Source organism: Psychrobacter sp. Ps6 (assembly GCF_022129235.1).
Lineage (GTDB): Bacteria > Pseudomonadota > Gammaproteobacteria > Pseudomonadales > Moraxellaceae > Psychrobacter.
Window position 1 is genome coordinate 51466 of the sequence record NZ_JADQAI010000001.1, and the last position, 23047, is coordinate 74512.

Here is a 23047-nt window from a genome sequence, read left to right on the forward strand (position 1 = left end):
AGTATAAATTTCAAGCCTAAAGCAAAGGAATTTTTCGCATTTATGACAAATATGGTTAGATCTGTCTTTAAAACAAGTGCTCAGTATTTCTCCGCTGTGTCAAATGGTCTCAATATACGTTAACAAAACGTACAAAAAACCGTCAATTACTCTAAATAGGTTACCGTTGCTACCCACACTATTACTAAATAACACCCTGTTTTACGCACTACTGCCTTATTATTGCTGCAAATATTATTCCTTACCTTAAAGTGTACGCTGATGTAACAGTAAACACTCAAAAACAGTTATGAGAGATGTTATGTCTAATTCAACAGTATCATCAATCAATACTTTACTGAACAAAACATTGATAGCGCTGCATTTGGCGTCGAACGATGAGATCATTAGTGAAGCGAAAGACAATGGTGTACAAAAAAAGCGGTTGAGCGTGAAAGAAAAAATGCTCAGTTATAACCCAATGGCACATTGCCAACCACACACTTTACACTATGCGATGAAAGGTCTTGGCTATCTACCGACGCCAGTATTAGAAGGTTTGATTGGTTATTTAAAAGGGCCTCACTCAAAGCAGTATCTGCATGCCAATGCTCATTTGCGCCTGATCCTTGCGGTAAATAGTCATCTTAAGACGCCATTAGAGCTGACGCCCATGCATGAACTCCGTGAAAGGTTTGCTGCGGATGCAGTAGCGATGCAAGCACCGAGCGTATGGCACCAAGCGGGTGGCAGCATGCTAAGTAATATCAAACCTTTTATCAAAAAAGGCGAAACACCTGTCAATTGGGAAGATAAAACCATAGCCAACGCGGATGATGGCGATATGACCATTCGCTGCTATCAGGCAGGTACCAAAAGTATTGGCGCTAAAAAAAGACATGCTCATAACCCTGACAAAACAGCCATGTTGTTTTTTCATGGTGGCGGGTTTTGTATCGGTAATGTCGATACACATCACGAGTTCTGTCACGCGGTCTGTGAGCAGACTGGTTGGCCCGTGATCAGTGTGGATTATCGCTTGGCTCCTGAGTGTCCTGCACCCGCAGCGTTAAAAGACTGTATCATCGCTTATGCTTGGTTGGCTGAGCAGTGCCATACCTTAGGTGCCTTACCGTCACGTATCGTTCTTGCAGGCGATAGCGCAGGTGGCGGTCTTTCTACCTTGATTGCACAGCAACTCACTGCACCAAACGAAAACGCTTGGCTAGATTTGGGTGCAGATGGTCAGAAAATGTTTGATCTATTAAAGAAACTACCTGCGCCGCTAGCACAGATGCCGCTGTATCCTGTGACTGATATTGAGACAGATTATCCGAGTTGGGAGCTGTATGGTGAAGGCCTGCTATTGGATCACGCTGATGTGGCAGTATTTGACGCTGCTTGTCTTGAGAATAGTCCGTTGCCACGCATACATATACTAAATTCGCCCATGCTTGGTGATAATAGCAAAGTATGTCCCACCTATATCGTCGCCGCTGAACTCGATGTATTGCGTGACGAGGCATTTGCTTATGCCAAGCAGCTAGAGAGCTATAAAGTCCCTGTTGAGACCCATACTGTATTGGGCGCACCGCATGGCTTTATTCATTTTATGAGCGTACATCAAGGACTTGGGCAGGAAACAAAAAATATTATTAATGGTTTTGGCGGCTTCGTCCGTGAGGTCATTAGTACAAAATCGCGGCTCGTGGCATAGTGGTTAGCTAATACTAACTATTTATTAGTATGACCAGAAACGGTAATTAACCAAATCTCTGAGCGTGAGCCCAACCGAAACGGAATACCCCAAAAACCATAACCCGAGGACACCACAAAGTGTCCTCTGCCAATGGTCTCATATCCATAGCCTAATCGGTTTATGGCGCTCACGATGAAGTTGGCGGGGAATACTTGTCCATTGTGAGTGTGTCCCGATACCTGTAGATCAATTGGTAACTGGCTGTGCTCATCAATATCGCTGGGTCTATGATCCAGCAGTATCACTGGCTGTGAAGTATCAACTTTCGCGAGCAGATCAGTTGTCGCGACACGCTGGCGTTTATGATTATCAAAACGTCCAACCAGCCATATAAGCTGACCCTCATGTTCGATACTAAGCACGTCATCATTTAATAAATGTACGCCTGCATCGACTAACGCTTGGCTGATTGGTTGTTCGTGCCCGTACAAATCATGATTGCCCAATGTTGCATAGACGCCGTATGGCAGGTTGCTGCATAGCTCAGCTAAGTTTTTCGCCATATTATAGTGATTAAATGCGTCTGTATTGTCATCCATGATATCGCCTGGCATAAGCAGCATATCAGCCTGCGAGTCAATCATTAGACGGTTCAACCTATCTATCGCTGCTACGCCAAATAGTCGTCCTAAATGCAGGTCACTTGCGACCGCAATGCGCAGTGGTTTAGCGAGCGGTTTGTTGATACTAATGGACAGCTTACGTACGACTGGCACATAAGCACTATATAATGCGAAACTGAACAACCCTAAAAATACCACCAACGTAAGCGCTCGTAGGCCCATAGAAAGCATATTAGATTCATATAACGGGGCGCCTAAGAGTGATGCTACCAGCCAGTATCCACCATAGAGTAGGCTTATCAGCAATGCCGTGAGCAGCATAAAATGCATAGCCAACATCCAACCGCTAACCCAGCGGTAGCTATTGGCAAAAGCTCTTTTGACACTTAATATCAACAACCCATTAGTAATAATAAATATAGCAGACCATATAGCGATCTGAAGCGTTGGCGTGATCCAAGGCTGTAACCACCACTGTAAGCTTAGAGCAGCACCCGCACTAAACAGCTGCAAGAGCAAAAAAATAGTGATGAAAAATGCGTAACGCATGGATTGCCCTTAGACAAAAATATAATCCAGTAAATATTTAATATAAGCCGACCTTATTATGTTTCACATGAAACAGTCACGATATAACTATTTCTGATCCTCTAATGCTTGTTTGAGTGTCACATGCTTGAATACGTAACCTGCATCTAATAGCGCTTGTGGCAGCACCTTTTGTCCATCAATCAGTAGCGTCGACATCTCGCCAAACATGAGCTTAAGTAAAAACTCTGGCAAGGTAAAAAGTGTCGGCCGATGTAACCATGAGCCAAGCGTTTTAGTAAAAGTATGGTTACTCACGGGATTGGGCGCCGTGAGATTATAGACAAAGGCTGGCGTATCACTTCTTGTCTCTATGACATTATCACTATGTGAAATTCTTTGTTTATGGCCAAATTGATTGGCAAGATGCTGCTCAATAATAAAAATCGCCGCCCCCACCCAATCGTCACGGCTAATCCAGCTCATGATTTGTTGACCATCACCCAACTGCCCGCCAACGCCAAACTTAAATGGTAGTAGTAATTTGGCCACCATACCACCTTCAGGATGTATCACAACGCCTGTTCGCACAATAGCGACAGGGACATCGTAATCAGTCGCTTTGAGCGCCAAGCTTTCCCACTCCTCACATAAGCGATGGGCAAAGTCTGTCTCAAAACTGCTGTGTTCAGTTAATGGCTTATCGCCTTGCGTGCCGTACCAACCGATTGCTGAGCCGCTTACTAGTAGTTTTGGCTTTGTTGCCGTACGTTCGATGAAGCTTAATATCGATTGAGTAGGCTTAATACGACTGGCTATTAATTGCTCTTTACGCTCATCGCTCCAACGCGCGTCAGCAATACCTGCGCCAGCTAAGTTCATTATGACATCAAAACTCATATCAGACTTTTCAAGCTCGTCATAAGTCATCATACTGATGTCATCAGGGTGATCTTGACTGCTATCTCTGGTCAGCCAAGTAATCATCACCTCTTTATCTTGCGTGCGATACCGTTCGATTAACTCTCGGCTAAACGCACTACCCAAAAACCCTGAGCCACCACTAATTAAAACTTTCATACCCTACCCCCTATATGTATCAAATATCGTAACGATGACCTATTGTTGAAAGATTCATCGTTCAATAAAAATCAGCCCCTTTTAACTATCGTCTACTTTTTTGTCGTTTTTATCAAAATAACTTTTACATACTTTTAGTAAAGCAACGGGAGCAAAGGAAGCGGGTTTAGCGATAGCTAGCGCTGAGACGGTATATTTTTCTATGGCTACAGAACGATAACCATAGCAATCTTCAGCTGGCGAAACACAGTTTAGCAATGGCGACAGCACAAAGAAGACAGTACAAAAGACTAGGCTATGATGGTATGAAAACTCGTTCATTGCCTACTAACGAATGACTGAGCCTGTCGTTGCGTCACGGATTTGGCTGGGTAAGATATAACCTAGAGTATTAGCCTGAAAATAGCCAATCTGCTCACCAAAGTAACCATAGGCAGTATCAAAGGTGCTGGCAGGCGATTGACCTGATGGGTTGCAACTAGTCGAAACAATGAAGCCAAATGGATTATTTGCGCTGACCATCTGTTGGCACAGTTCTCGTATGACAGGATGGGCGATGACCCTGACTGCAATGGTCTGATGCTCACCCATTATCCATGAGGGCATCGTGGTCGAAAGTGTCTGAGGAATGGGTAATAACCAAGTATGCGCTTGGCGATTTTGTAGCTCGCCGTCATTAACATCTGACTGCCAGCTATCGATAATTTGCTGGCGCTGGGCATTATTTAAAGAGGCTAATAGAGGTGACAAACGCTCTACGCTATCGGTAATGACGATCATGCCTTTGGCTTGCGGACGTTGTTTGATATCCAAGATACGCTGCACAGCGGCTTGATTATAAGGGTCGCAACCGATACCCCAAACGCTTTCTGTTGGGTATGCAAGCAGCTTTCCTTCTTTAAGCCAGTTTGCAGCTTGTATGGCAGAGTCAGTGATAAAAGGTATAGATTGGCTCATAGCTTACATGTTTCATGCTGGAATAGAGACACTAATAATAGCACAAGAGACAGGCTGACTAAGGTAGCGATATTTAGAATCCATCCTACTTATTTCTATGTGGTAGTTAGGAATTACGATACGCTATACACGTAAATAGCGTCCGCCTTGCACACTGATGACGCCCATTAGCTCAAGTTCCATCAGCTGTCCAATCAGTTGTGGCGGCGCAAGCTTAGTGGCAATAACAAGCGCATCTAAGTCCTGTCCATGCCAATCGAGCTGCTCATAGATTTGTGTTAAATGCTCAGGGACAACGATCGCGCTACGAGGGGATTTGATATGAGAAGTTTCTGGCTGACTGACCGTTGTGACAGAGCTCCTCTCTACATTTGATGCGTCAGAGGGCTGAGTGACCAGCGATTGGTGGCTATTAGCGCTTGTAATAATATCTGTTGGTCTATACGAGCGCTTATCATAATCAAGCTGACCATTGACGTCCTCTAACACCTGCTGAGGATGATAAATCAACGTCGCCCCTTCACGTATCAGATGATGGCAACCTTCGGCATTGCTATTATCAATATGACTTGGAATGGCAAAGACCTGCTTGCCTTGCTCAGAAGTCAAACGGGCGGTAATGAGCGAGCCACTTTTGATCGTCGCTTCAGTCACAATAGTGGCTAGACTCAGCCCAGCTACCAGACGGTTACGGCGCGGAAAGGTATGTTTGTGCGGCTGAGTATGCGGTAGTAGTTCACTAATAATGCAGCCACCTTGCTCGATGATTTGAGCAAATAACTGGTCACGATGATTGGGATAATTCACATCAATCCCTGTCCCCATCACGCCGATAGTACGACCTTGATAGTCAAGATCAGTCTGCGCCAAAGCGCCCAGATGAGCCCGTTTGTCCACGCCTATTGCCAGACCACTGGTGATGATATACCCTGCCTGTGCCAGATATTGCGCCATATCGAACGTGATTTTTTGTGCATGGGCTGTCGGTTTTCGACTGCCCACGATAGCAATTTGAGCTTGATGCAGGCGCGCGCTATTACCTCGAAAAAACAGTAATGGCGGCGGATCATAAATATGAAGAAGCTGAGCGGGATAGTCAGGCTGACCGGCAAACAATAAACCATAGCGCCCATCTAAAAGCGCTTGCTGTATCTTATCGATAGCAGCATGTGTTTGCTCTGGCTGTTCATGGCGTTTGAGATGAGTGTGATGAATGTCTAGCTGCTTCCATGCTTCTACCTTGGCTTGCCACGCGAGCTGCGCGTCACCATAAGTGGTAACAAGCTTATGATAAGCAGATAAGGATGCATTCACCTCATACCACAGCGCCAATATCGCACGCTGATCATCGGATAAAGAAGAGGTGACTGCGGTCATTGTCATCTGTCTCGTTTGGGCAAACTTAGTAAAATCGCTTCACAAAGCCTTATGTACTTATAGATAAGGGGGTGGCAATAGCTGGTCGCCGACATTGAGTGGTAGCTCAGAGTCAAGTACGTAAGCATAGCTGATATTATCAAAGGTATTAAATACCATCACCATACCGCTCGGCTCATTTGGTAAGCGTACCGGCATGTCATTATCCTTAACGTCTCGTACCAATGGACCTTTTTGATACACGGTCAGTACATCACCTGGTTTGGCACCATGCAAGCTGCCTAAATTGATCGCTACCACGCTGCCTTTAGCGGCAGAGCTGATTGAATCCATTACTCGCACAATCATACCACCACGACTGACGCTGGCAGGCGTTGGATAAAAGACAGGCGGAATAGCGTTGTCCAACTCAACAAACACGCGATCACCTTCACGCACTTCTTTGTCATAACTGTCAGTAAGCTGCAAGCTTGTGACGCCATTACTTTCTGTCGAAGTAACAAGGCCAGTCGCTACTTGTGTGACTTCTAGACCGATAACTTCTTGAGTTTTAGGATCAACGTATAGGTCACCCTCGCGGTATACGCCATAGCGCTGACCAACAATTAGTGGCACGCCTTTGGCATAGACTTTATCACCGCTTGCCGTGATTAAATTGCGGTTTTTGGACGCCAAGATATACGGCGTGGTATTGAAATCTTCTGGATTCACAATAAGCGTTTTATCAAGCCAATGCTGAATAGCAGACCATGGAATAGGCGGAATACTATTGGCCGTTGAGGTCACGGCGATAGTACTGGTGACCACGTTACCCGTTAGTTGCTTTTCGATACCAGCACAGCCCTCTCCTGTATCGACTCCTATCAGCGTCTTACCTTGAATCACACAAAGGATAAGAATGTCATCTGGATAAATAAGGTTTGGGTTTTTGATTTGCTTATTGGTTGCCCAAATCTCTTTCCAGCGCCATGGGCTGTCGAGGTAGCGGCCTGAGATGTCCCATAGGGTATCGCCTTTTTTGACGATATAGCGATTGGGGGCATCTGCTTTTATGGTAGGTGGTGGATTATTGGCGTGGGCTGTGGTCATCAACATGGCACTGCTAAATGTCGTAACTAATAATCCTTTTGCCAGTGCTTTTGCTGTCTTTTTTAAGCTCATCTTCATGGTTATATCCACAATATGTACCACTGTTTTGGTCACAATAGATCACACTTAATTCATCACTCTAAAGACATTTGACTTTATTAAAAGTATATCAAAAAATCAATATTATCAGCGATTTATAAGCGTTGCTTTTGTGGCAACTATAGGGCAGCTGTTCAGTATAATTGGCTAGATTCATTCCTAAAAAAGCGTCTAGCAAAATAATGACTCGCTGACGCTATTTCTAATACTACAATTATATCTACCATAACACAATCATAAACACTTTATTACAATGGTGTAACTTTTATACGAACGCCTCTATCTATAGAAGATAAACTCAAAACATTTATCGCTTATGCTGGATTTGGTGCAACATGTTGACGAATTTGCTCAGCAACCAATTCAGCTTTGTTCTCTAATACAGTCACATGTTGTGGCAGGCTCTCTAAGCCTTCTGTGTGAGCCGGACGCTCGATGTCGATTTGCCCCACTGCTTCGATGATAGTGTCAGCAAATTTAACAGGCAATGCGGTCTCTGCACAGATAATGATTTCACCCTCACGCTGTAGCTCTTTGGCAACCTTGATACCGTCAGCTGTATGCGGATCGACCAGTTCGCCATGCATTTCATACAACGCTTTGATCGTATTTAAACGATCGCTATGGGTTGATTTGCCAGCAGCAAAGCCATAACGCGTATTGACCGCTTCCATCAAATCAGACAAATCAAACCCTTGACCTGATTTTACGCCGTCAAATAACTCATGAACGCGCGCGCTGTCTTTATCCAGCAACAAGTAAACAAAACGTTCAAAGTTCGAAGCTTTTGAGATATCCATCGATGGACTTGAGGTGACGTAGGTTTTTTCAGTAGGTCGTGGCTGATAAGCACCTTGGTTAAAAAAGTCATTGAGCACGTCGTTTTCATTGGTTGCGACGATCAAACGCTCAACGGGCAGACCCATTTCACGAGCGATGTGACCGGCGCAGATATTACCAAAGTTACCTGAAGGCACGCTAAAACTGACTTTCTCATTGTTGCTTGCCGTCACCGCAAAATAGGCTTTAAAGTAATAAACGATCTGCGCGAGGATGCGTCCCCAGTTGATAGAGTTAACCGTACCCAAGTCATACTGGGCTTTAAAGTCAGCATCTTGTTGTAGCGCTTTGACAATATCCTGACAGTCATCAAACATGCCATCGATCGCGATATTATGAATATTATCGTCAGTCAAGCTGTACATTTGCGCCCGCTGAAACTCACTCATTTTGCCATGCGGTGACAGCATAAAGACTTCGACATTTTCTTTACCACGCAATGCGTATTCCGCCGCACTACCCGTATCGCCGCTAGTTGCGCCAATAATAGTGATACGTGCCTCTTTTCTTTTGAGGACATATTCAAAGGCATTGCCCAAGAACTGCATAGCAACGTCTTTAAATGCTAGCGTTGGGCCATTTGATAACCCTAAGATGTATAAGTTGTCTTCGAGCTTGCGGACAGGAACAATATCATCAGAGCCAAACACATCAGCGGTATAGGTGCGATCAATAATGTCTTTTAGATCCGCATAAGGAATGTCTGTAGCAAAGCGCTGCATAATCGCCATCGCAAGCTGTGGATAGCTGAGAGTGCGCCATTCATCAAGTACAGCGCTATCAATCGTTGGGTAATGTTCAGGCAACATCAAACCGCCATCTGGAGCAAGACCCATTAATAGCACATCACTAAAGTCCATCGGTGCTGTCTGACCACGAGTACTGATATATTTCATTAGATTGTCCTGTCTACAATAATGTTATTCAATAGTTAAAAATGGTTTATTCAGCAGTCTTCTGCAACAGCGCATAATAAAAACCATCACCGCTCTCGCTATCAATCGGCAAGCACTGACGACCGATGGTTTGCGCGATGCCCCAATTGCAATCCTCGGTAAACTCAATCGCTACCGCATCATTATGATGACTGATAAAGTCCTGCATTTGCTCGACGTTTTCTTGCTTTAAGATAGAGCATGTAACGTATAGTAGATAACCGCCAGCTTTGAGTTGTGGCCATAAGTTATGCAAGATATCTGCTTGTAGCAGTGCCGTTTGCTCGATGTCTTCTTCGGTACGCAAGATACTGATATCCGGATGACGACGAATCACACCCGTCGCGGTACAAGGAGAATCCAATAATATTGCATCGAATACCGGTTCATTGGTAGCCGCTTTTTTATTCTTGCCATGCTGCCATCTGGTGGCATCAGCGCAGATAACGCTAAGGGAGATATTTTTCTCAGCTTGCTCTAAGTCTTGCTGCTTTAAGTTTAGACGTTGCAAGTTGTCATAAATACGCTCGATACGCGGCGCTTCATTATCGATAGCGGTCAGCTTGATTTTGGAAGCTAGAGATTTCGCTTCTGCATCTTCTTGTTTCACGTGAAACAACGATGAAGCATCATTTGAGCTGAGTAACTCCAACCAATGAGCTAGCTTGCCACCAGGGGCTGCACAGGCATCTAGAACGTGTATCTCGTTATTGGTATTTTCCGTATCAGATTTTTCAGCGCTGAGCTTCGCCATTAACGCTTTATTGATAATGGGTGCCGCAAGCTGAGCATGCATGTCTTGCACGCTAGCAGCGCCTTCAGCAAAATGAGGCAAAGCATTGACAGCGGTAGTCTGATGCAGTCTTAAGCCTTTGGTCGATAGTGTTGTAGTAGTATCTGACAAGTTCGCTACGCTAAAACCAGTCGTTAGCTCAACGATGTCTGCATCAATTTCTGCGCCGTACAATGACTGTTGATAATCCTCTACTGGAGTAACTGCCGAGTTGACTCGCAAAAACATCGGTGCCGCTTGGCGTAAGCCTTGGGTCAGTTCATCATACTGCTCGCTCCAATCTTGCTTAAGCTGATAGGCAAGCCAATTCGGTAGGCTATGCTTTTTATCGCACTTCTTACGAAACTTGCTAGGGTTTTTGGCAACTTTACGCAAGATAGCATTGATTAAACCAGTCGCATGCGCAAATTCAATCTCTTTTGCGGCTTCAACGGTTTCATGAATTGCGGCATGAGCTGCCACTTCCAAATACAGTAACTGCACCAAACCCACTTGAATCGTGGTACGAACTTCTACTTCGTCAATAGGGTTGTCCGCTAGCGTGTCGAGCAATCGTGCAAGGGCATGCCATTGGCGTAACGTGGTCAGTAACAATGCATGTGCAAAACCTTTATCACCATCGTGCAAGCTATTTAACAATGGGTCAAGCACGCTTGAGAGCGACTGACCATTTTGAATCGCAAGCAAGGTGCGAATCACACGCACGCGCACGCTGCCATTCATAATCAGGTTGCTTGATGGCTTGAGCTTATTGTTTCTAGGCGTATTGTTTCTAGGTGCATTGTTTTTAGACGCGCTGTTGGTTTGTCTCATGAAGTTGTATTTCCTTGACGTATGATCGATCGCGTCTTGTGCTAGTAGGGTTAAATGTCGTTGGAGCTATTTAGATAAAGCTATTTTGAGTCTGCTGTAAATTGATCACCGTCGTTTAGCTGATTACCATGACAAAGCTGTTCCGCCGTCATTGGCTTACCACCAGCAAACTGTAATTTGGTTATCGCCAATGTATTGCTGAGTTGTACGTCATGAGCGGCATTACCATTTAGTTGTTCAGCCTCTTGACCGCAAGCCACCAAAATTGCCTTGCGCCCGACACTCACAACCGTGCCCGCAGGCTTATCTGTTTTTTGCGTGGTATTGATGGGCAGTGCAGCGAGTATTTTGACACGCTGCCCTTCTAGAAAAGTATAAGCGCCTGGCCATGGTGTCAATCCACGAATTTGGCGCTCGATGGTAGCAGCAGGCTTCGTCCAGTCAACCTCCCCTTCAGTTTTTACCAATTTTTCAGCATAGTTTGCTTGACTGTCATCTTGGGTAGTCGCCTGCGCTTGATAATGTGATAACTCTTTTAATACCGTACTGATAGCCATTGCACCAAGCGCTGCCATCTTATCATGCAGGCTCGCAGCCGTCTCATCAGGCTCTATACTAGCGCTCACCTTATAAAGCATATCACCCGTATCCAGCCCCTTATCCATCTGCATGATGGTGATACCTGTCTCATTATCACCTGCTAATAGTGCACGATGAATAGGCGCCGCACCGCGCCAACGTGGCAACAATGAGGCGTGAATATTTAGACAACCATGAGTAGGTGTGGTCAATACACCGATAGGCAAAATTAAACCGTAAGCAGCGACAATCATAAGATCTGGCTGATACGTACGCAACGTCTGTCGTGCTGCCATGCCCTCTGTACTGGATTTTTTGAAGGTGACTGGCTGCTCTACCGCAATATCGTTCGCTAGTGCCACTTCTTTAACAGCAGAGGCTGATAGTTTTTGGCCGCGTCCTGCTTTGCGATCCGGCTGGGTATATATCGCGACAATATCGATATTAAGTGCGTCTTGCTGGCGAATGAGCGCTTCTAAGCTGATCGCAGCAAACTCAGGTGTACCAGCAAATACTACCCTTAGTCGGTTAATAGTTGGGTTATCATGGTCAGTAAGCGAGTTAGATGTATCAAAGGTAGGAGCAGTTGTAGTCATAATCATGCATTGTATAAGGTTTATTTGTCCATTATAGGTGAGTTTACGACGTTGTGCCATAAGTGTGGTAGTCTCAATCCAGTATGACTAATAGCGCTTTTTGTCTTTATAATATGAGAAGTGTCATTGCTCTAGTTGTCGACCTTCTTATAGAATAAAAATACTTTATCAGCAATACTCTGCAAATAGCACACTATTATTCTGCTATAGATAATAGGAAGGTATCAGTAGCAAGGTTTTGGATAAATCAATTACTATAAGAAACGATGATTTCACTATATATTTTTGCGTCGATATAGGGCCATGCTCTCATGCAACAGTTCCAGTCCTTACAGCGATTATTGATCTTCTATGCATCGACCTTGCTGGTCATGCTATTGCTGTACTATGTCACGTTGTTTGATGGGTTGAGACATCATAGCGAACAACACAGTATAGATACTTTTCATGCGTTACAGCACAGTATTACTGAGCATGCCGCGCCTATCGATGTAGAAATAGAAAAAATTCTAAAACAGCCTGCTTTTGATCATATCAGCTATCAGCTTATTTTGATGATGCCATCTGGGCAAACTTATATCCATCGTAAAACTCAACCGAATGAATCAGCTTTTACGACAGTAACGTTTCCCACAGTCAATGCAGCTACCTTGTCTAAGGATAATCAAAGTGCTTATACAGTCAGTAATAGTGCTTTAACAGGAACGATAAAGCTCGAAAGTGGTCATCAGGTTTATGTTGTGTTGCGCTATGAGCCTTTGACTATCGAATGGACCTCGTACCGTTATTGGCTACCATTAATGGTGGCTTTGATACTGTTTTTTATCGCTTTGTTTTATATGCTCCACCGTCGAACCAACTGGGAGCAGCTAATAGCTTACACTGATAATTTGAGCGTTCATGCAAAAGAGTCTTATACGCCGCCGCCCTTTTTACAAGAAAAATCCACCACTGAGTTTTTGCTACTAGGTCATGCACTGAGCCGTGTCAGTTATCAGCTACACAACGACTATCGACGTATCAAAACATTAAATCATCGTTTGGAGCGCTTGGTTGATCAATCACCGCTACCAATGCTGATGAGCTTACGTCACGGTCAAATTAGCTTCTATAATCAACGCTTTGAAAAAATATTTACACCCTCTGCCAAAAACGGACACAGTTATACACTCACTGACTTTGTCATGGGCAAAGATGAGGCGACTCAGCAAATACTGCAAACGCTAGCTGGTTTACAAGTCTCGCGTACATTGACCGTCTATGGAATAGACAACAAACAAGCCTACCAGTTGCATGCCACTCCATGGTTTGGTGAGCATGGACAAGTTCATGGTTTTACGGTACTGCTTAATGATGTCAGTGAGCTGGTTAATCAGAACGAGCAGTTGCAACAGCAAAATAAACAGCTACAGCGAAAGGTTGATGAGTTCAATAAACTTAGGTTTGTCATCGGTCATAAGTTGCGCATACCGCTAGAAGCTATGATCGATATCCTTGAGCCAATTGATCCGAACACATTGAATGCAAGACAAAACAAAACACTAGATACTTTGATTACCACCAGTCAGAACATGCTGACCGCCCTCAATGAGACGCTACATATAGGAAATATCGAGGTTAGAAAAACCCGCCTTAATATTGAGCCCGTCGATATTTATAAGCTTGGTCAGGAAGTTAATGAGCTAATTATAAACGATACGAGGCAAAGAGGGCTTGAGCTGATTTACTTTTTTGCCCCAGACTGTCCACGCTGTATTGATACTGATGACGTGCGTCTCCGGCAGATTTTACTGAATCTACTGCATAATGCGGTAAAATTCACCCCCTCCGGACATGTCACCCTGATGATCGAACAAACCGACCGCGAGCAAATGTCAGAGGCTAGCAAGGAAACCTTACAGTCTATCAATAAAAACCTTACCGCAAATGCAGTGAGTTGCTGGGTGCGCTTTAGTGTGCAGGACACTGGTATCGGTATCACATCTGCCAAACAGCATCAGCTCTTGTCGTACTTAAATAAATCCCATAGCTCAGATATCAATCTAATAGCACAAAATACTATCGATGCAGGGTTGGGACTAAAAAACGTCAATAGCTTTGCACGATTACTAGGCGGATTTATAGAACTAACCAGCACCGTTAATGAAGGTAGTGTGTTCAACCTGTATTTGCCTTGCCGACGCCCAAACTATCAGCCGGTATATCATCCTAGTCAGCACCTAAGTTATATTTGCCTAATCGCGGTCGTCCATCAGCCGCTTGTCGCGCAACATTTACAGCGGCTTTGTGAGCACTTAGCGATATCTAATACTATTTATACTTCTGTAGACCTAGCGACTATAGAGCGATTAACAGAACGCCTAAGTCGAGATCAGCAAAGCTCAGCACCCATACTCCTACTAGATTATGAATACTATGATACCAGCGCGAGCTTAGTTGGCAATAAGCCCGACGCTAACAGCTCGGCGAAATATCAAGACTCATTATCACAAGAGCAGGCTGACCTCACAAAATCCCATTTAACGCACAGCAATCACATAGTCACTAGCATTGATAGACGGCAAGCATTAAACAACCTACTCGCTAATACATCCTTACCTAAAATACTGTTTAGTATGAAATCTGAGCGCCGTATACCCTCTATGTTACTCGATCAGTGTGATGGCTTTTTGGCAAAACCTTTAGATAGTGCGCTATTACTGTCTGAAATCCTGCGCTTGACAATGTCCGCTAGAAGAAAGCTAACACAAACACAAGATATTAAAGAGAACATTAGCGAGACAACTGCTCAAAAAGAAAGTTCGCAGCCATTATCACCCCTTATCTTAGTGGTGGAAGATAGCCCAACCAATCAAAAAATAGCCTGCAAAATGCTGAGCAAACTTGGCTATCGCAGTATCGTTGCAGAAGATGGTCAGCAAGCGCTTGATATATTAGCCAGCCAGCGTGAGGAAATTTCCTTGATTTTGATGGACTGCCGGATGCCAGTCATGGATGGTCTACAAGCTACTCAGGCAATCCGCGCACAAGGTGACGATATACCTATTGTCGCGCTAACGGCAAATAATACAGCAGAGGATCGCGAGGCGTGCATGCAAGTAGGAATGGATGAGTTTTTATCCAAGCCTATCAGTAAAAAGGATCTAGAAACCGTTTTACAAATTTTTATATCTTAAACGTCAATAAAAAAATCACCCTGTCGATATTACTTTGATTTCGTAATATCGACAGGGTGAAGTATCTAGACAGGTAAGTACAGACTCAAACGTTATTTCATAAAGCCATTATCTGCTAAAAAAGCTTCTGTAATTTGGCTTTGAGGATTTGCAGAACTCATACCTCCAGATTGTGATTTATTTAGCAAACGCTCCAAATAGCGTGCAACGATATCCACTTCGATATTGACTTTGTTACCCACCAACCAATGCTTAGCGATATTAGTCACTTGGGCGGTATGCGGGATAATATTTAAAGAAACGATATTTTCACGTACCAGATTGGTAGTCAGACTAATCCCGTCTACCGTGATAGAACCTTTGGTCGCTGTATAATGTGCCAACTCTTGTGGTATCTCAATCTCAATATAAATAGAACGTGCATCTTGCTGTAGCTTACTGACAACGCCTACCCCATCCACATGACCGGCAACAACATGGCCACCAAAACGAGTCGTCGGTAGCATCGCTTTTTCTAGATTGACCATATCGCCTGTTTTTAAAGACTCTAGTGCTGTTTTCGCAATAGTTTCACGTGAAACATCAACAGCATAGTAATTGCTACCGAGCTCTACTACCGTCAAACAAATACCGTTTGAGGCAATAGAATCGCCCAGTTTTACATCTCTAAAATCTAAGTCATTGGACTCCACGGTCAAACGTATATCACCGCCTTTAGGCTGAATGGATTTAACTTTTCCAACGCTTTCTATAATTCCAGTAAACATATCATCCTCATCTCTTTATTATATTGCTGCTATAAACACATAGCTTTATTTATAAAATACTTGACCAAACTTCTTAGTGCTGCCGTTCTAAGTACACTTCGCAGTGAAACACGTGGTAAATGCAGTGTCATGGGATAGATTGTGGATAAGTAAGCGTAAGTCAATAGGATACTCTTAAAATCTTTAGTAATTATGGAGTTATCCACAATGGTGCTAAATTTAGTTTGGCGCTTACAACGAAAGAGTTGAAAGCGTAAGTCACTGATTATCATATAATTTATCACAAAAACCTAAAAAGAATCAGTTTTTCATGTTTCATGTGAAACAAAGTTATACACAGTTTCATGTGGAACATTTAAAATAATAACGCACTTATCCACATACTGTTCACAGTATAAGAATTTTGTGAATAACAGTTTTGCAAGTAAGAGCTCATAAAGGCAATAGTGTTAATTTAAGGTCAGAACCTAGCTGCTCATAATTATAAATATCGAAGCGCAACTGTTGAGCCAGTGAAATAGGATTGAAATTAACCATTGGTCGCGCTTGATCACCCAGTAGACAAGGCGCCTGATAAACAATCAACTCATCGACCAGCTGCTGACTTAAAAAGCTTCCCGCAACGCCAGCACCTGCCTCCAACAAGACATCATAGCATTGATGGTCTCTCACTAATGTTGCTAGTAAATCAGTGAGATCATCTGTGCGCCAATAAATCGTATCTGTACGGCGGCATAATTGATAATCAGACTGAGCACTGTGCTCTAAACGCTGACGTCTATCGAGCACTACAATCCGAGGTGCTGGTATTTTTTCGGGTAATACGCCTAGTTGATTCGAACGCACGTTGAGCTGCGGATCATCAGCTATCACTGTCTCACTACCAGTTAGAATTGCCCCACTTCGCGCGCGTATTTTTTGCACATCTTCGCGAGCCGCATTTGATGTAATCCATTTTGACTCACCAGATGCCATCGCGGTGCGACCATCTAGACTAGTCGCTATTTTTAGTCTGACATAAGGCATCTGAGTCCGCATGGCTTTTAAAAATCCAAGATTTAATGCCTCTGCCTGCTCTGTTAGCACACCGATTCTCACGACTATACCCGCTTGCTCGAGCAGCTTTACCCCACGACCTGCAACTTGCGGATTGGGGTCTAGACCGGCAATCACAACACGCTTCACATTAGCTTTAACGAGTGCCAATGCACACGGCGGTGTACGCCCTGTATGGCTGCATGGCTCTAGAGTCACATAAGCCGTTGCGCCCACTGCTCGATTGCCTGCTTCTTTTAATGCAAATACCTCTGCATGTGGGTCACCAGCTTTTGGATGAAACCCTTGACCGACCACTTCTTCAGCTTGGACGATGACACAACCTACTGCTGGATTTGGCCTAGTAGTATACAAACCGCGCTTAGCTTGTTCGATAGCAAGCATCATAAAATAGCAGTCTTGCGCATCTTGAGAGTGATTTATAGTTGGCATAACAGTAGGCTTAATAAATGATTGGTAATAATTACGGAGAATTTTATTTAATAATCTAAGCGCTTTGAGCTCAAAATCAGTTCAATGGTTAGACATGTTTATTGATGTATCAGCTTATTTGTCATTTGGGCGAATATTAGCAATCTCTTGATGAAAGGCATCGATGTCTTGAAAATCACGATAGACACTAGCAAAACGCACATAAGCGACATCATCTAACGCCTTTAGTTCACTCATAATGATTTCGCCCAAGACTTTGCTACTGATTTCACGCTCACCCATTTGTCTGACGCGTTTTTCAACTCGACTAATCATTGCCTCTTGCTCATCGATAGTGATGGGACGCTTTTGCAAAGGCAACAAGATAGAGCGGCGCAGTTTTTCATTGTCGTAGGGTTCAATCTTGTTGCTAGATTTGATAATCCTTGGCATCACCACTTCTACCATCTCAAACGTTGTAAAACGCTCTTGGCAACTATTGCATGAACGGCGGCGACGCACTTGCGCACCTTCTGCAGCAAGACGTGAGTCAATCACTTTTGTCTCTGATGCATTACAATACGGGCAGTGCATAGCAATTCCTTATTTTACGACTAAGAGTAAAAGCAAAATTTATAAAATAGACAAATTTATTGAGTAATAAATAGGGTTATTCAACCGTTATTTACCAATACAAAAGCTGCCAAATATCTTGCCGAGCAAATCATCAGCGCTAAATTCACCTGTGATCTCACCCAAGCTCTGCTGCGCTTGACGCAAGCTTTCGGCGACTAATTCACCTGCTTGGAATACCGTTAACTGCTCATGCGCCTCTGTTAAATAATTGGCAGTCCGTCTGAGGGCATCTATATGACGCGTACGAGCGATGAGGCTATTTTCTGGTGGATGAAAACCTACCTTATTACACAGTGCTTCGACTAAATTCTCGATACCAGCGCCTGTTTCACATGAAACATTAATTTGTTCGTAGCCTCTATCTTTGATTTTAGCTTGCGTCATAGAGGCCGATTTCTCACTACTATCATCGCTCAATAAATCACTTTTATTGGCAATGATTAGTAATCGTTTGGCATCTGGCAGCTCGCCAAATAACTGCTCAGCAAGCTGTAACGGTGTGCTTTCTTGTTCAACATCACGAGTCACATCATAAACCATCAGCAGCATATCAGCTTGGGTAATGGCGTTGCGGGCACGTTCAATCCCAATACGCTCTACCGTGTCCTCTGTATCACGTAGGCCTGCCGTATCGGTAAGGTGAAGTGTCAAACCATTGAGCACGACCGTCTCTTGCAGCGTATCACGCGTGGTGCCAGCGACATCGGTCACGATAGCACGTTCTTGCCCTGCAAGACGATTCAGCAAGCTTGATTTACCAGCATTTGGCCTACCTGCTAGGACAACATGAATACCATCACGTAAGAGCTGACCTTGTTTTGCAGTGGCTAAAACTTGCTGTATTTTATCTTGCGTTTGCTCAAGCTTATCTTGTATCACGCCGTCAGATAAAAAATCGACATCTTCTTCATCAGGGAAATCAATCGCCGCTTCAACATGCAGGCGCAAATGAATTAACTGTTCTAATAGCTGATTAATCTTTTGAGAAAACTCACCACTTAAAGATCGAATCGCACTACTCGCGGCCGCCGCACTGGTCGCATCAATTGCATCAGCGATTGCCTCTGCCTGCACCAAATCCAATTTATCATTATCAAAAGCACGATAAGAAAACTCTCCGGCACTCGCTTGCTTGGCACCCAACTCAAATACACGTGCGAGCAACTGGTTCTGTAGAATGACGCCGCCATGCCCTTGCAGCTCAATCACATCTTCACCCGTGAATGAATGCGGGCCTTTAAAGAACAATACTAGCCCTTCATCAATAACGGTGCCATCAGCTTGATAAAAGCGGCAAAAACTGGCCATACGTGGCGTAAAAGCTGATTTGCCCGTAAGCGCACAGGCCATGGCATAAGCACGGCTACCTGATAGGCGTATGACCCCCACGCCCCCTCGCCCAAGCGGCGTTGCAATCGCAGCAATCGTGGCGAGTCCCGATGTATTAGATTTTTCAGAATGATTCGGTGTGGCTAATGCCATCTCTAAGGAATCCACAATGACTCTCAATAGCTAAAAATCCCATTATAGACGTCTGTGCTCATAGTGACAAAGCAAACTTTGAAACGCAGACTAATCATTTATAGTTTTTCTTTAATGTTGATAAGCTGTGGATAACATTTTAGCACTTATAAAAAAACCACCGCTTGCGCGATGGTTTTTGTTTTTATCCTTTTGATAGAGCGTCAGTTAGTCAACTATTTTTACCGTGCGACGTTTCTGCTCTTCTTCAACTTTCTTATTTACAATATATTGCTGAGTCATACTGAACAAGTTATTCACCGTCCAGTACAATACCAAACCTGCTGGGAAGAACAGCATGAATGCGGTAAAGATAATTGGCAAGAACTTCATCACTTTTGCTTGCATTGGATCTGCTGGCTGCGGATTCAACTGCTGCTGTATGAACATTGACGCACCCATCAATAGCGGCAAGATAAACCATGGGTCCATTGCTGAAAGATCGCGAATCCATAGAATCCATGGCGCATGACGCAGCTCGACACTCTCTACGAGCACCCAATATAGGGCTAAGAAAATTGGCATCTGCATCAATATTGGCAAACAGCCCGCCATCGGATTGACTTTCTCTTCCTTGTAAATGGCCATCATTTCTTGCGACATTTTCATGCGGTCGTCGCCATGCTCTTCTTTTAGCGTTTTTAGCCTTGGTGCAATAGCGCGCATTTTTGCCATTGAATAGTAGCTCTTATTAGAGAACCACATCAAAGCAATTTTGACTAGAATTGTGAGGATAATGATTGACCAACCCCAGTTACCCACAACTTTATGCACACCTTCCAAGATAGCAAACAAGACCTTCGATATTGGCCAAAGTAAACCATAATCCACTGTCTTATTCAGACCAACTGCCACATCTTTTAGCTCAGACTGTACCTTTGGACCTGCATACAGTGTGGCATCCAATGTAACTTGCTTGTTGGGTGCGACATTGACTGGCTGACTGTTAAAGCCGATAAAATAGTCGTTGCCAGTCTCGCGAGTGAAGAACTTACCTGTAAAGTTTTCAGGCGTCCATGCAGAGACAAAATAATGCTGCACGATGCCAACCCAGCCTTTATCACTGGTCGTCGTCAGCTCGCCATCGCTGAAGTCTTTAAATTTCAGTTTATTGTAAGGATCATCTGGCGTACCCCAAGCACCACCTAGATAAGTCGCCATGCTCAGCGCGCCTTTATCAGACATACCAGGATCTTTACTATCGTCACGTTTTAGCTGCGCAAACATCTGGCCTTGCCACGCGCTAGTAGAAGCGTTTTGAATTTTGTAGCTAATATCGATTGGATATTTGTTTTCAGTAAAGGTAAACGTCTTGGTGATTGTCACGCCATCTTTCTTGTAAGTAAGCGGTACTGACAATGTCTGTTGCCCAGCTTCCATCACATAATTATTAGCGGTGTGGCTGTAAGTCGCTCGACCTTCTGCCGTATCAATACCATTTTGGCCGATAAGTCCAGACTGAGCCACGTATACACGATTGCTATTATTTTCTAGCAATACGAAAGGCTTATCGCTATCGAGCGTCGCGTCATACTGCTTGAGTGCAGCATAGACAATATCACCGCCTTCTGGATTGATTTTAATATCATAGCGATCGGTCGTTACCGTGATTAATCCTGTGTCCTTTGCAGTCGTAGCTGTCACAGCTGCATCATCTACAGGTAGGGTCTGAACCGGAATATCACCTGCGGCACCAGTGGTAGAAGGGATGTCAGCACCTACTGAACTTGTAGTTTCTGGCACCGCTTCTACAGCTGGTGCATCGGCATAATCATCTCGCCATGCCAAAATCAGCAGATAAGCGGTAATTAGCATCGCAATGATGATCATCACCCGAAATATCTTTTGCATAAACCTTTCCTAGATTAAAAATTAGGGAATGAAAAATTAGGGCATGTGTCATGACTGTACTGCATAGTTATCTTCATGATCGATAACTGCGTTGAGAGTCATTTACATAAAATGTGCATCATTTTACTAAAAATCTGCTTCAAATGATACCAAGAGTGTGGATAACTTGTGGGTAAGTCATTGAAGATGATATCTAAAGCTCGAAGTTGCGGTTTTCATGTTGTCTTCATTAAGTGGTTAAGACGTGGCACATACCCCTTACGATCTCGGTAAACGCCCAGTCCTTGAGCGGTACTATTGGATATATCAGTAAAGGACAAGTACTTATAGCGATAAGAAGATAAAGGGAGCGGGACAAAGTCAATGCCGTGTCCACCAAGCGGATGACATCTGCTAAGACGTTTTAACAGCAACCAACTACCTGCACGAGTACCATGCCACGCCAAAGCTTGTTTACCATAGTTTGAACAGGTGGGATAGTAACGACAACGAGCAGGTATTATAGGGCTAATTATTTTTTGATAAAACTTTATTATATTTAATAAAAATTTATAAGTTATTTTATTTATTAATTTTAATAAATTTTCCATTTTATTTTTTTTCTATTTTTTTAAATATATTGTTTATTTCTTTTTTTAATTCTTTACTATTTATGCCTTTTATTGATTTTTTTACTATGAAAACAATATCTTTATTTTCTAATTTAAAAGCTTTTGTACGGAACTGCTCACGGATATGTCGTTTAATCAAATTTCGAGCGACAGCAGTAGGTACTTTACGCTTAGTAATCGCCATACCGATCCGTGGCTTGTCACAGGCACTGGGTTTCACAAACGCCATTAAGTGACCCTGATGTATCTTACGCTCAGGTGCGTCAAACACTTCACGGAAAGCTGCTGGTGTCAGTAGGCGCTGCTCTTTAGTAAAATTGGCTGTAGGTGTAGCTAAAAGAGATTTGGGCATGGTATGACCTAATATGATAGGGAATGGCGATATTAGAGATAATAGCAAAATATAGAAACAAAAAAAGCGCCGATGCGGGCGCTTTTAATATATGGCTAAGTGTCAGTTGTGATGATTGACTATTGCAATCTATAAACAATGAGAGCACAACAAGCACTATTAGCCATGCTTATCGCTATCTACTGATTATACAGTTAGACGATGACGTCCTTTAGCGCGGCGACGAGCTAAGACCTGACGGCCTTTTTTAGTTGCCATACGAGCACGGAAACCGTGAGTACGTTTACGCTTGATCACGCTTGGTTGGAATGTACGTTTCATAACTCACCTATCAAAATAATGGACTAAATTCGTAATAACGGAGGATTATACCATCCAGTATAGATTTGGTCAATAAACTAATTTAGCCTGTCTTTGAAGATTTAGTTTCGACTATCAGATTACTAGATATTATTTGTTCAAGACTCCAGTTTTGTTTAACCAGTTCTTTTAGTTGATAGTGAATAATTTTTGAAGTTATCCACAGTTTTGTGTGACGTCTATAATAATAATTAATTAATATATATAAATATTGTTGTTATTGGGACCTTGTTTATCTGTGGTTAACTCCTTTTTCTCCTTAGTTATCAAGATACTAGACTATGGGTAAGGTTGTGGATAACCTGTGGGTTAAATATGG

General features: G+C 43.5%; 18 protein-coding genes. 2 read left to right on the top strand and 16 right to left on the bottom strand.

What is annotated here, in order from left to right; all coding sequences use genetic code 11:
- The first annotated feature begins 301 nt into the window (after positions 1-301).
- Positions 302-1696 (top strand): alpha/beta hydrolase, encoded by a 1395-nt coding sequence (locus tag I3255_RS00230; protein WP_238035823.1) that lies wholly within the window; start codon positions 302-304, stop codon positions 1694-1696.
- A gap of 17 nt (positions 1697-1713) precedes the next feature.
- On the opposite strand, the gene I3255_RS00235 is transcribed toward I3255_RS00230, so the two are convergent.
- From I3255_RS00235 to fmt, 8 genes are all read right to left on the bottom strand, one after another.
- Entirely contained in the window at positions 1714-2850 is a 1137-nt protein-coding gene (locus tag I3255_RS00235) for a metallophosphoesterase (protein WP_238035825.1), read from the bottom strand.
- Positions 2851-2937: 87 nt separating this feature from the next.
- Entirely contained in the window at positions 2938-3909 is a 972-nt protein-coding gene (locus I3255_RS00240; protein ID WP_238035827.1) for a DUF1731 domain-containing protein, read from the bottom strand.
- A 327-nt stretch (positions 3910-4236) separates the two neighbouring features.
- Positions 4237-4866, bottom strand: a complete 630-nt coding sequence (locus I3255_RS00245; RefSeq protein ID WP_238035829.1) for a Sua5/YciO/YrdC/YwlC family protein — start codon at positions 4864-4866, stop codon at positions 4237-4239.
- A 123-nt stretch (positions 4867-4989) separates the two neighbouring features.
- Positions 4990-6243, bottom strand: coding sequence for a DNA-processing protein DprA (gene dprA / locus I3255_RS00250; RefSeq protein ID WP_238036492.1), 1254 nt, complete (start codon positions 6241-6243; stop codon positions 4990-4992).
- Positions 6244-6300: 57 nt separating this feature from the next.
- Positions 6301-7410, bottom strand: a complete 1110-nt coding sequence (locus I3255_RS00255) for a LysM peptidoglycan-binding domain-containing protein (protein ID WP_238035831.1) — start codon at positions 7408-7410, stop codon at positions 6301-6303.
- A gap of 335 nt (positions 7411-7745) precedes the next feature.
- Positions 7746-9167, bottom strand: a complete 1422-nt coding sequence (gene thrC / locus I3255_RS00260; RefSeq protein WP_238035834.1) for a threonine synthase — start codon at positions 9165-9167, stop codon at positions 7746-7748.
- 46 nt (positions 9168-9213) lie between these two features.
- Positions 9214-10812: a transcription antitermination factor NusB gene (locus I3255_RS00265; protein ID WP_238035836.1), complete on the bottom strand. Its 1599-nt coding sequence runs from the start codon at positions 10810-10812 to the stop codon at positions 9214-9216.
- Between the two features lie 80 nt (positions 10813-10892).
- A complete protein-coding gene (gene fmt, locus I3255_RS00270) occupies positions 10893-11987 on the bottom strand; it encodes a methionyl-tRNA formyltransferase (protein WP_238035837.1) in 1095 nt (364 codons plus the stop codon).
- A gap of 311 nt (positions 11988-12298) precedes the next feature.
- On the opposite strand from fmt, the gene I3255_RS00275 reads away from it, so the two are divergent.
- Positions 12299-15163 carry a response regulator gene (locus tag I3255_RS00275; protein ID WP_238035839.1) on the top strand — a complete coding sequence of 955 codons (2865 nt, stop codon included), beginning with the start codon at positions 12299-12301 and terminating at the stop codon, positions 15161-15163.
- A 92-nt stretch (positions 15164-15255) separates the two neighbouring features.
- Here the strand turns inward: I3255_RS00275 and I3255_RS00280 are convergent, their stop codons facing one another.
- The 8 genes from I3255_RS00280 to rpmH all read right to left on the bottom strand — a co-directional run bounded on the left by I3255_RS00280 (position 15256) and on the right by rpmH (position 22689).
- Entirely contained in the window at positions 15256-15930 is a 675-nt protein-coding gene (locus I3255_RS00280; protein ID WP_238035841.1) for a riboflavin synthase, read from the bottom strand.
- 432 nt (positions 15931-16362) lie between these two features.
- Positions 16363-17418: a bifunctional diaminohydroxyphosphoribosylaminopyrimidine deaminase/5-amino-6-(5-phosphoribosylamino)uracil reductase RibD gene (gene ribD / locus I3255_RS00285; RefSeq protein WP_238035843.1), complete on the bottom strand. Its 1056-nt coding sequence runs from the start codon at positions 17416-17418 to the stop codon at positions 16363-16365.
- Positions 17419-17532: 114 nt separating this feature from the next.
- Entirely contained in the window at positions 17533-17991 is a 459-nt protein-coding gene (gene nrdR / locus I3255_RS00290; RefSeq protein WP_201599406.1) for a transcriptional regulator NrdR, read from the bottom strand.
- A gap of 87 nt (positions 17992-18078) precedes the next feature.
- Positions 18079-19515 carry a tRNA uridine-5-carboxymethylaminomethyl(34) synthesis GTPase MnmE gene (mnmE, locus tag I3255_RS00295; RefSeq protein WP_238036495.1) on the bottom strand — a complete coding sequence of 479 codons (1437 nt, stop codon included), beginning with the start codon at positions 19513-19515 and terminating at the stop codon, positions 18079-18081.
- A gap of 207 nt (positions 19516-19722) precedes the next feature.
- On the bottom strand, positions 19723-21405 hold the full coding sequence (gene yidC / locus I3255_RS00300; RefSeq protein WP_238035845.1) for a membrane protein insertase YidC: 1683 nt from the start codon (positions 21403-21405) through the stop codon (positions 19723-19725).
- A gap of 215 nt (positions 21406-21620) precedes the next feature.
- The gene (gene yidD / locus I3255_RS00305; protein WP_238035847.1) at positions 21621-21995 is read right to left on the bottom strand and encodes a membrane protein insertion efficiency factor YidD; all 375 of its coding nucleotides are present in this window, start codon (positions 21993-21995) and stop codon (positions 21621-21623) included.
- 1 nt (position 21996) lies between these two features.
- Positions 21997-22368: a ribonuclease P protein component gene (rnpA, locus tag I3255_RS00310; RefSeq protein ID WP_238035849.1), complete on the bottom strand. Its 372-nt coding sequence runs from the start codon at positions 22366-22368 to the stop codon at positions 21997-21999.
- A gap of 186 nt (positions 22369-22554) precedes the next feature.
- Entirely contained in the window at positions 22555-22689 is a 135-nt protein-coding gene (gene rpmH / locus I3255_RS00315) for a 50S ribosomal protein L34 (protein WP_007394757.1), read from the bottom strand.
- Between the last annotated feature and the right edge of the window lie 358 nt (positions 22690-23047).

Coding starts and splice junctions, on each gene's coding strand:
- rnpA (WP_238035849.1), bottom strand. CDS start 22,368: ATGCCCAAATCTCTTTTAGCTACACCTACAGCCAATTTTACTAAAGAG.
- I3255_RS00245 (WP_238035829.1), bottom strand. CDS start 4,866: ATGAGCCAATCTATACCTTTTATCACTGACTCTGCCATACAAGCTGCA.
- fmt (WP_238035837.1), bottom strand. CDS start 11,987: ATGACTACAACTGCTCCTACCTTTGATACATCTAACTCGCTTACTGAC.
- I3255_RS00235 (WP_238035825.1), bottom strand. CDS start 2,850: ATGCGTTACGCATTTTTCATCACTATTTTTTTGCTCTTGCAGCTGTTT.
- I3255_RS00280 (WP_238035841.1), bottom strand. CDS start 15,930: ATGTTTACTGGAATTATAGAAAGCGTTGGAAAAGTTAAATCCATTCAG.
- I3255_RS00255 (WP_238035831.1), bottom strand. CDS start 7,410: ATGAAGATGAGCTTAAAAAAGACAGCAAAAGCACTGGCAAAAGGATTA.
- I3255_RS00275 (WP_238035839.1), top strand. CDS start 12,299: ATGCAACAGTTCCAGTCCTTACAGCGATTATTGATCTTCTATGCATCG.
- thrC (WP_238035834.1), bottom strand. CDS start 9,167: ATGAAATATATCAGTACTCGTGGTCAGACAGCACCGATGGACTTTAGT.
- I3255_RS00240 (WP_238035827.1), bottom strand. CDS start 3,909: ATGAAAGTTTTAATTAGTGGTGGCTCAGGGTTTTTGGGTAGTGCGTTT.
- rpmH (WP_007394757.1), bottom strand. CDS start 22,689: ATGAAACGTACATTCCAACCAAGCGTGATCAAGCGTAAACGTACTCAC.
- nrdR (WP_201599406.1), bottom strand. CDS start 17,991: ATGCACTGCCCGTATTGTAATGCATCAGAGACAAAAGTGATTGACTCA.
- yidC (WP_238035845.1), bottom strand. CDS start 21,405: ATGCAAAAGATATTTCGGGTGATGATCATCATTGCGATGCTAATTACC.
- ribD (WP_238035843.1), bottom strand. CDS start 17,418: ATGCCAACTATAAATCACTCTCAAGATGCGCAAGACTGCTATTTTATG.
- I3255_RS00230 (WP_238035823.1), top strand. CDS start 302: ATGTCTAATTCAACAGTATCATCAATCAATACTTTACTGAACAAAACA.
- yidD (WP_238035847.1), bottom strand. CDS start 21,995: ATGGAAAATTTATTAAAATTAATAAATAAAATAACTTATAAATTTTTA.
- dprA (WP_238036492.1), bottom strand. CDS start 6,243: ATGACCGCAGTCACCTCTTCTTTATCCGATGATCAGCGTGCGATATTG.
- mnmE (WP_238036495.1), bottom strand. CDS start 19,515: ATGGCATTAGCCACACCGAATCATTCTGAAAAATCTAATACATCGGGA.
- I3255_RS00265 (WP_238035836.1), bottom strand. CDS start 10,812: ATGAGACAAACCAACAGCGCGTCTAAAAACAATGCACCTAGAAACAAT.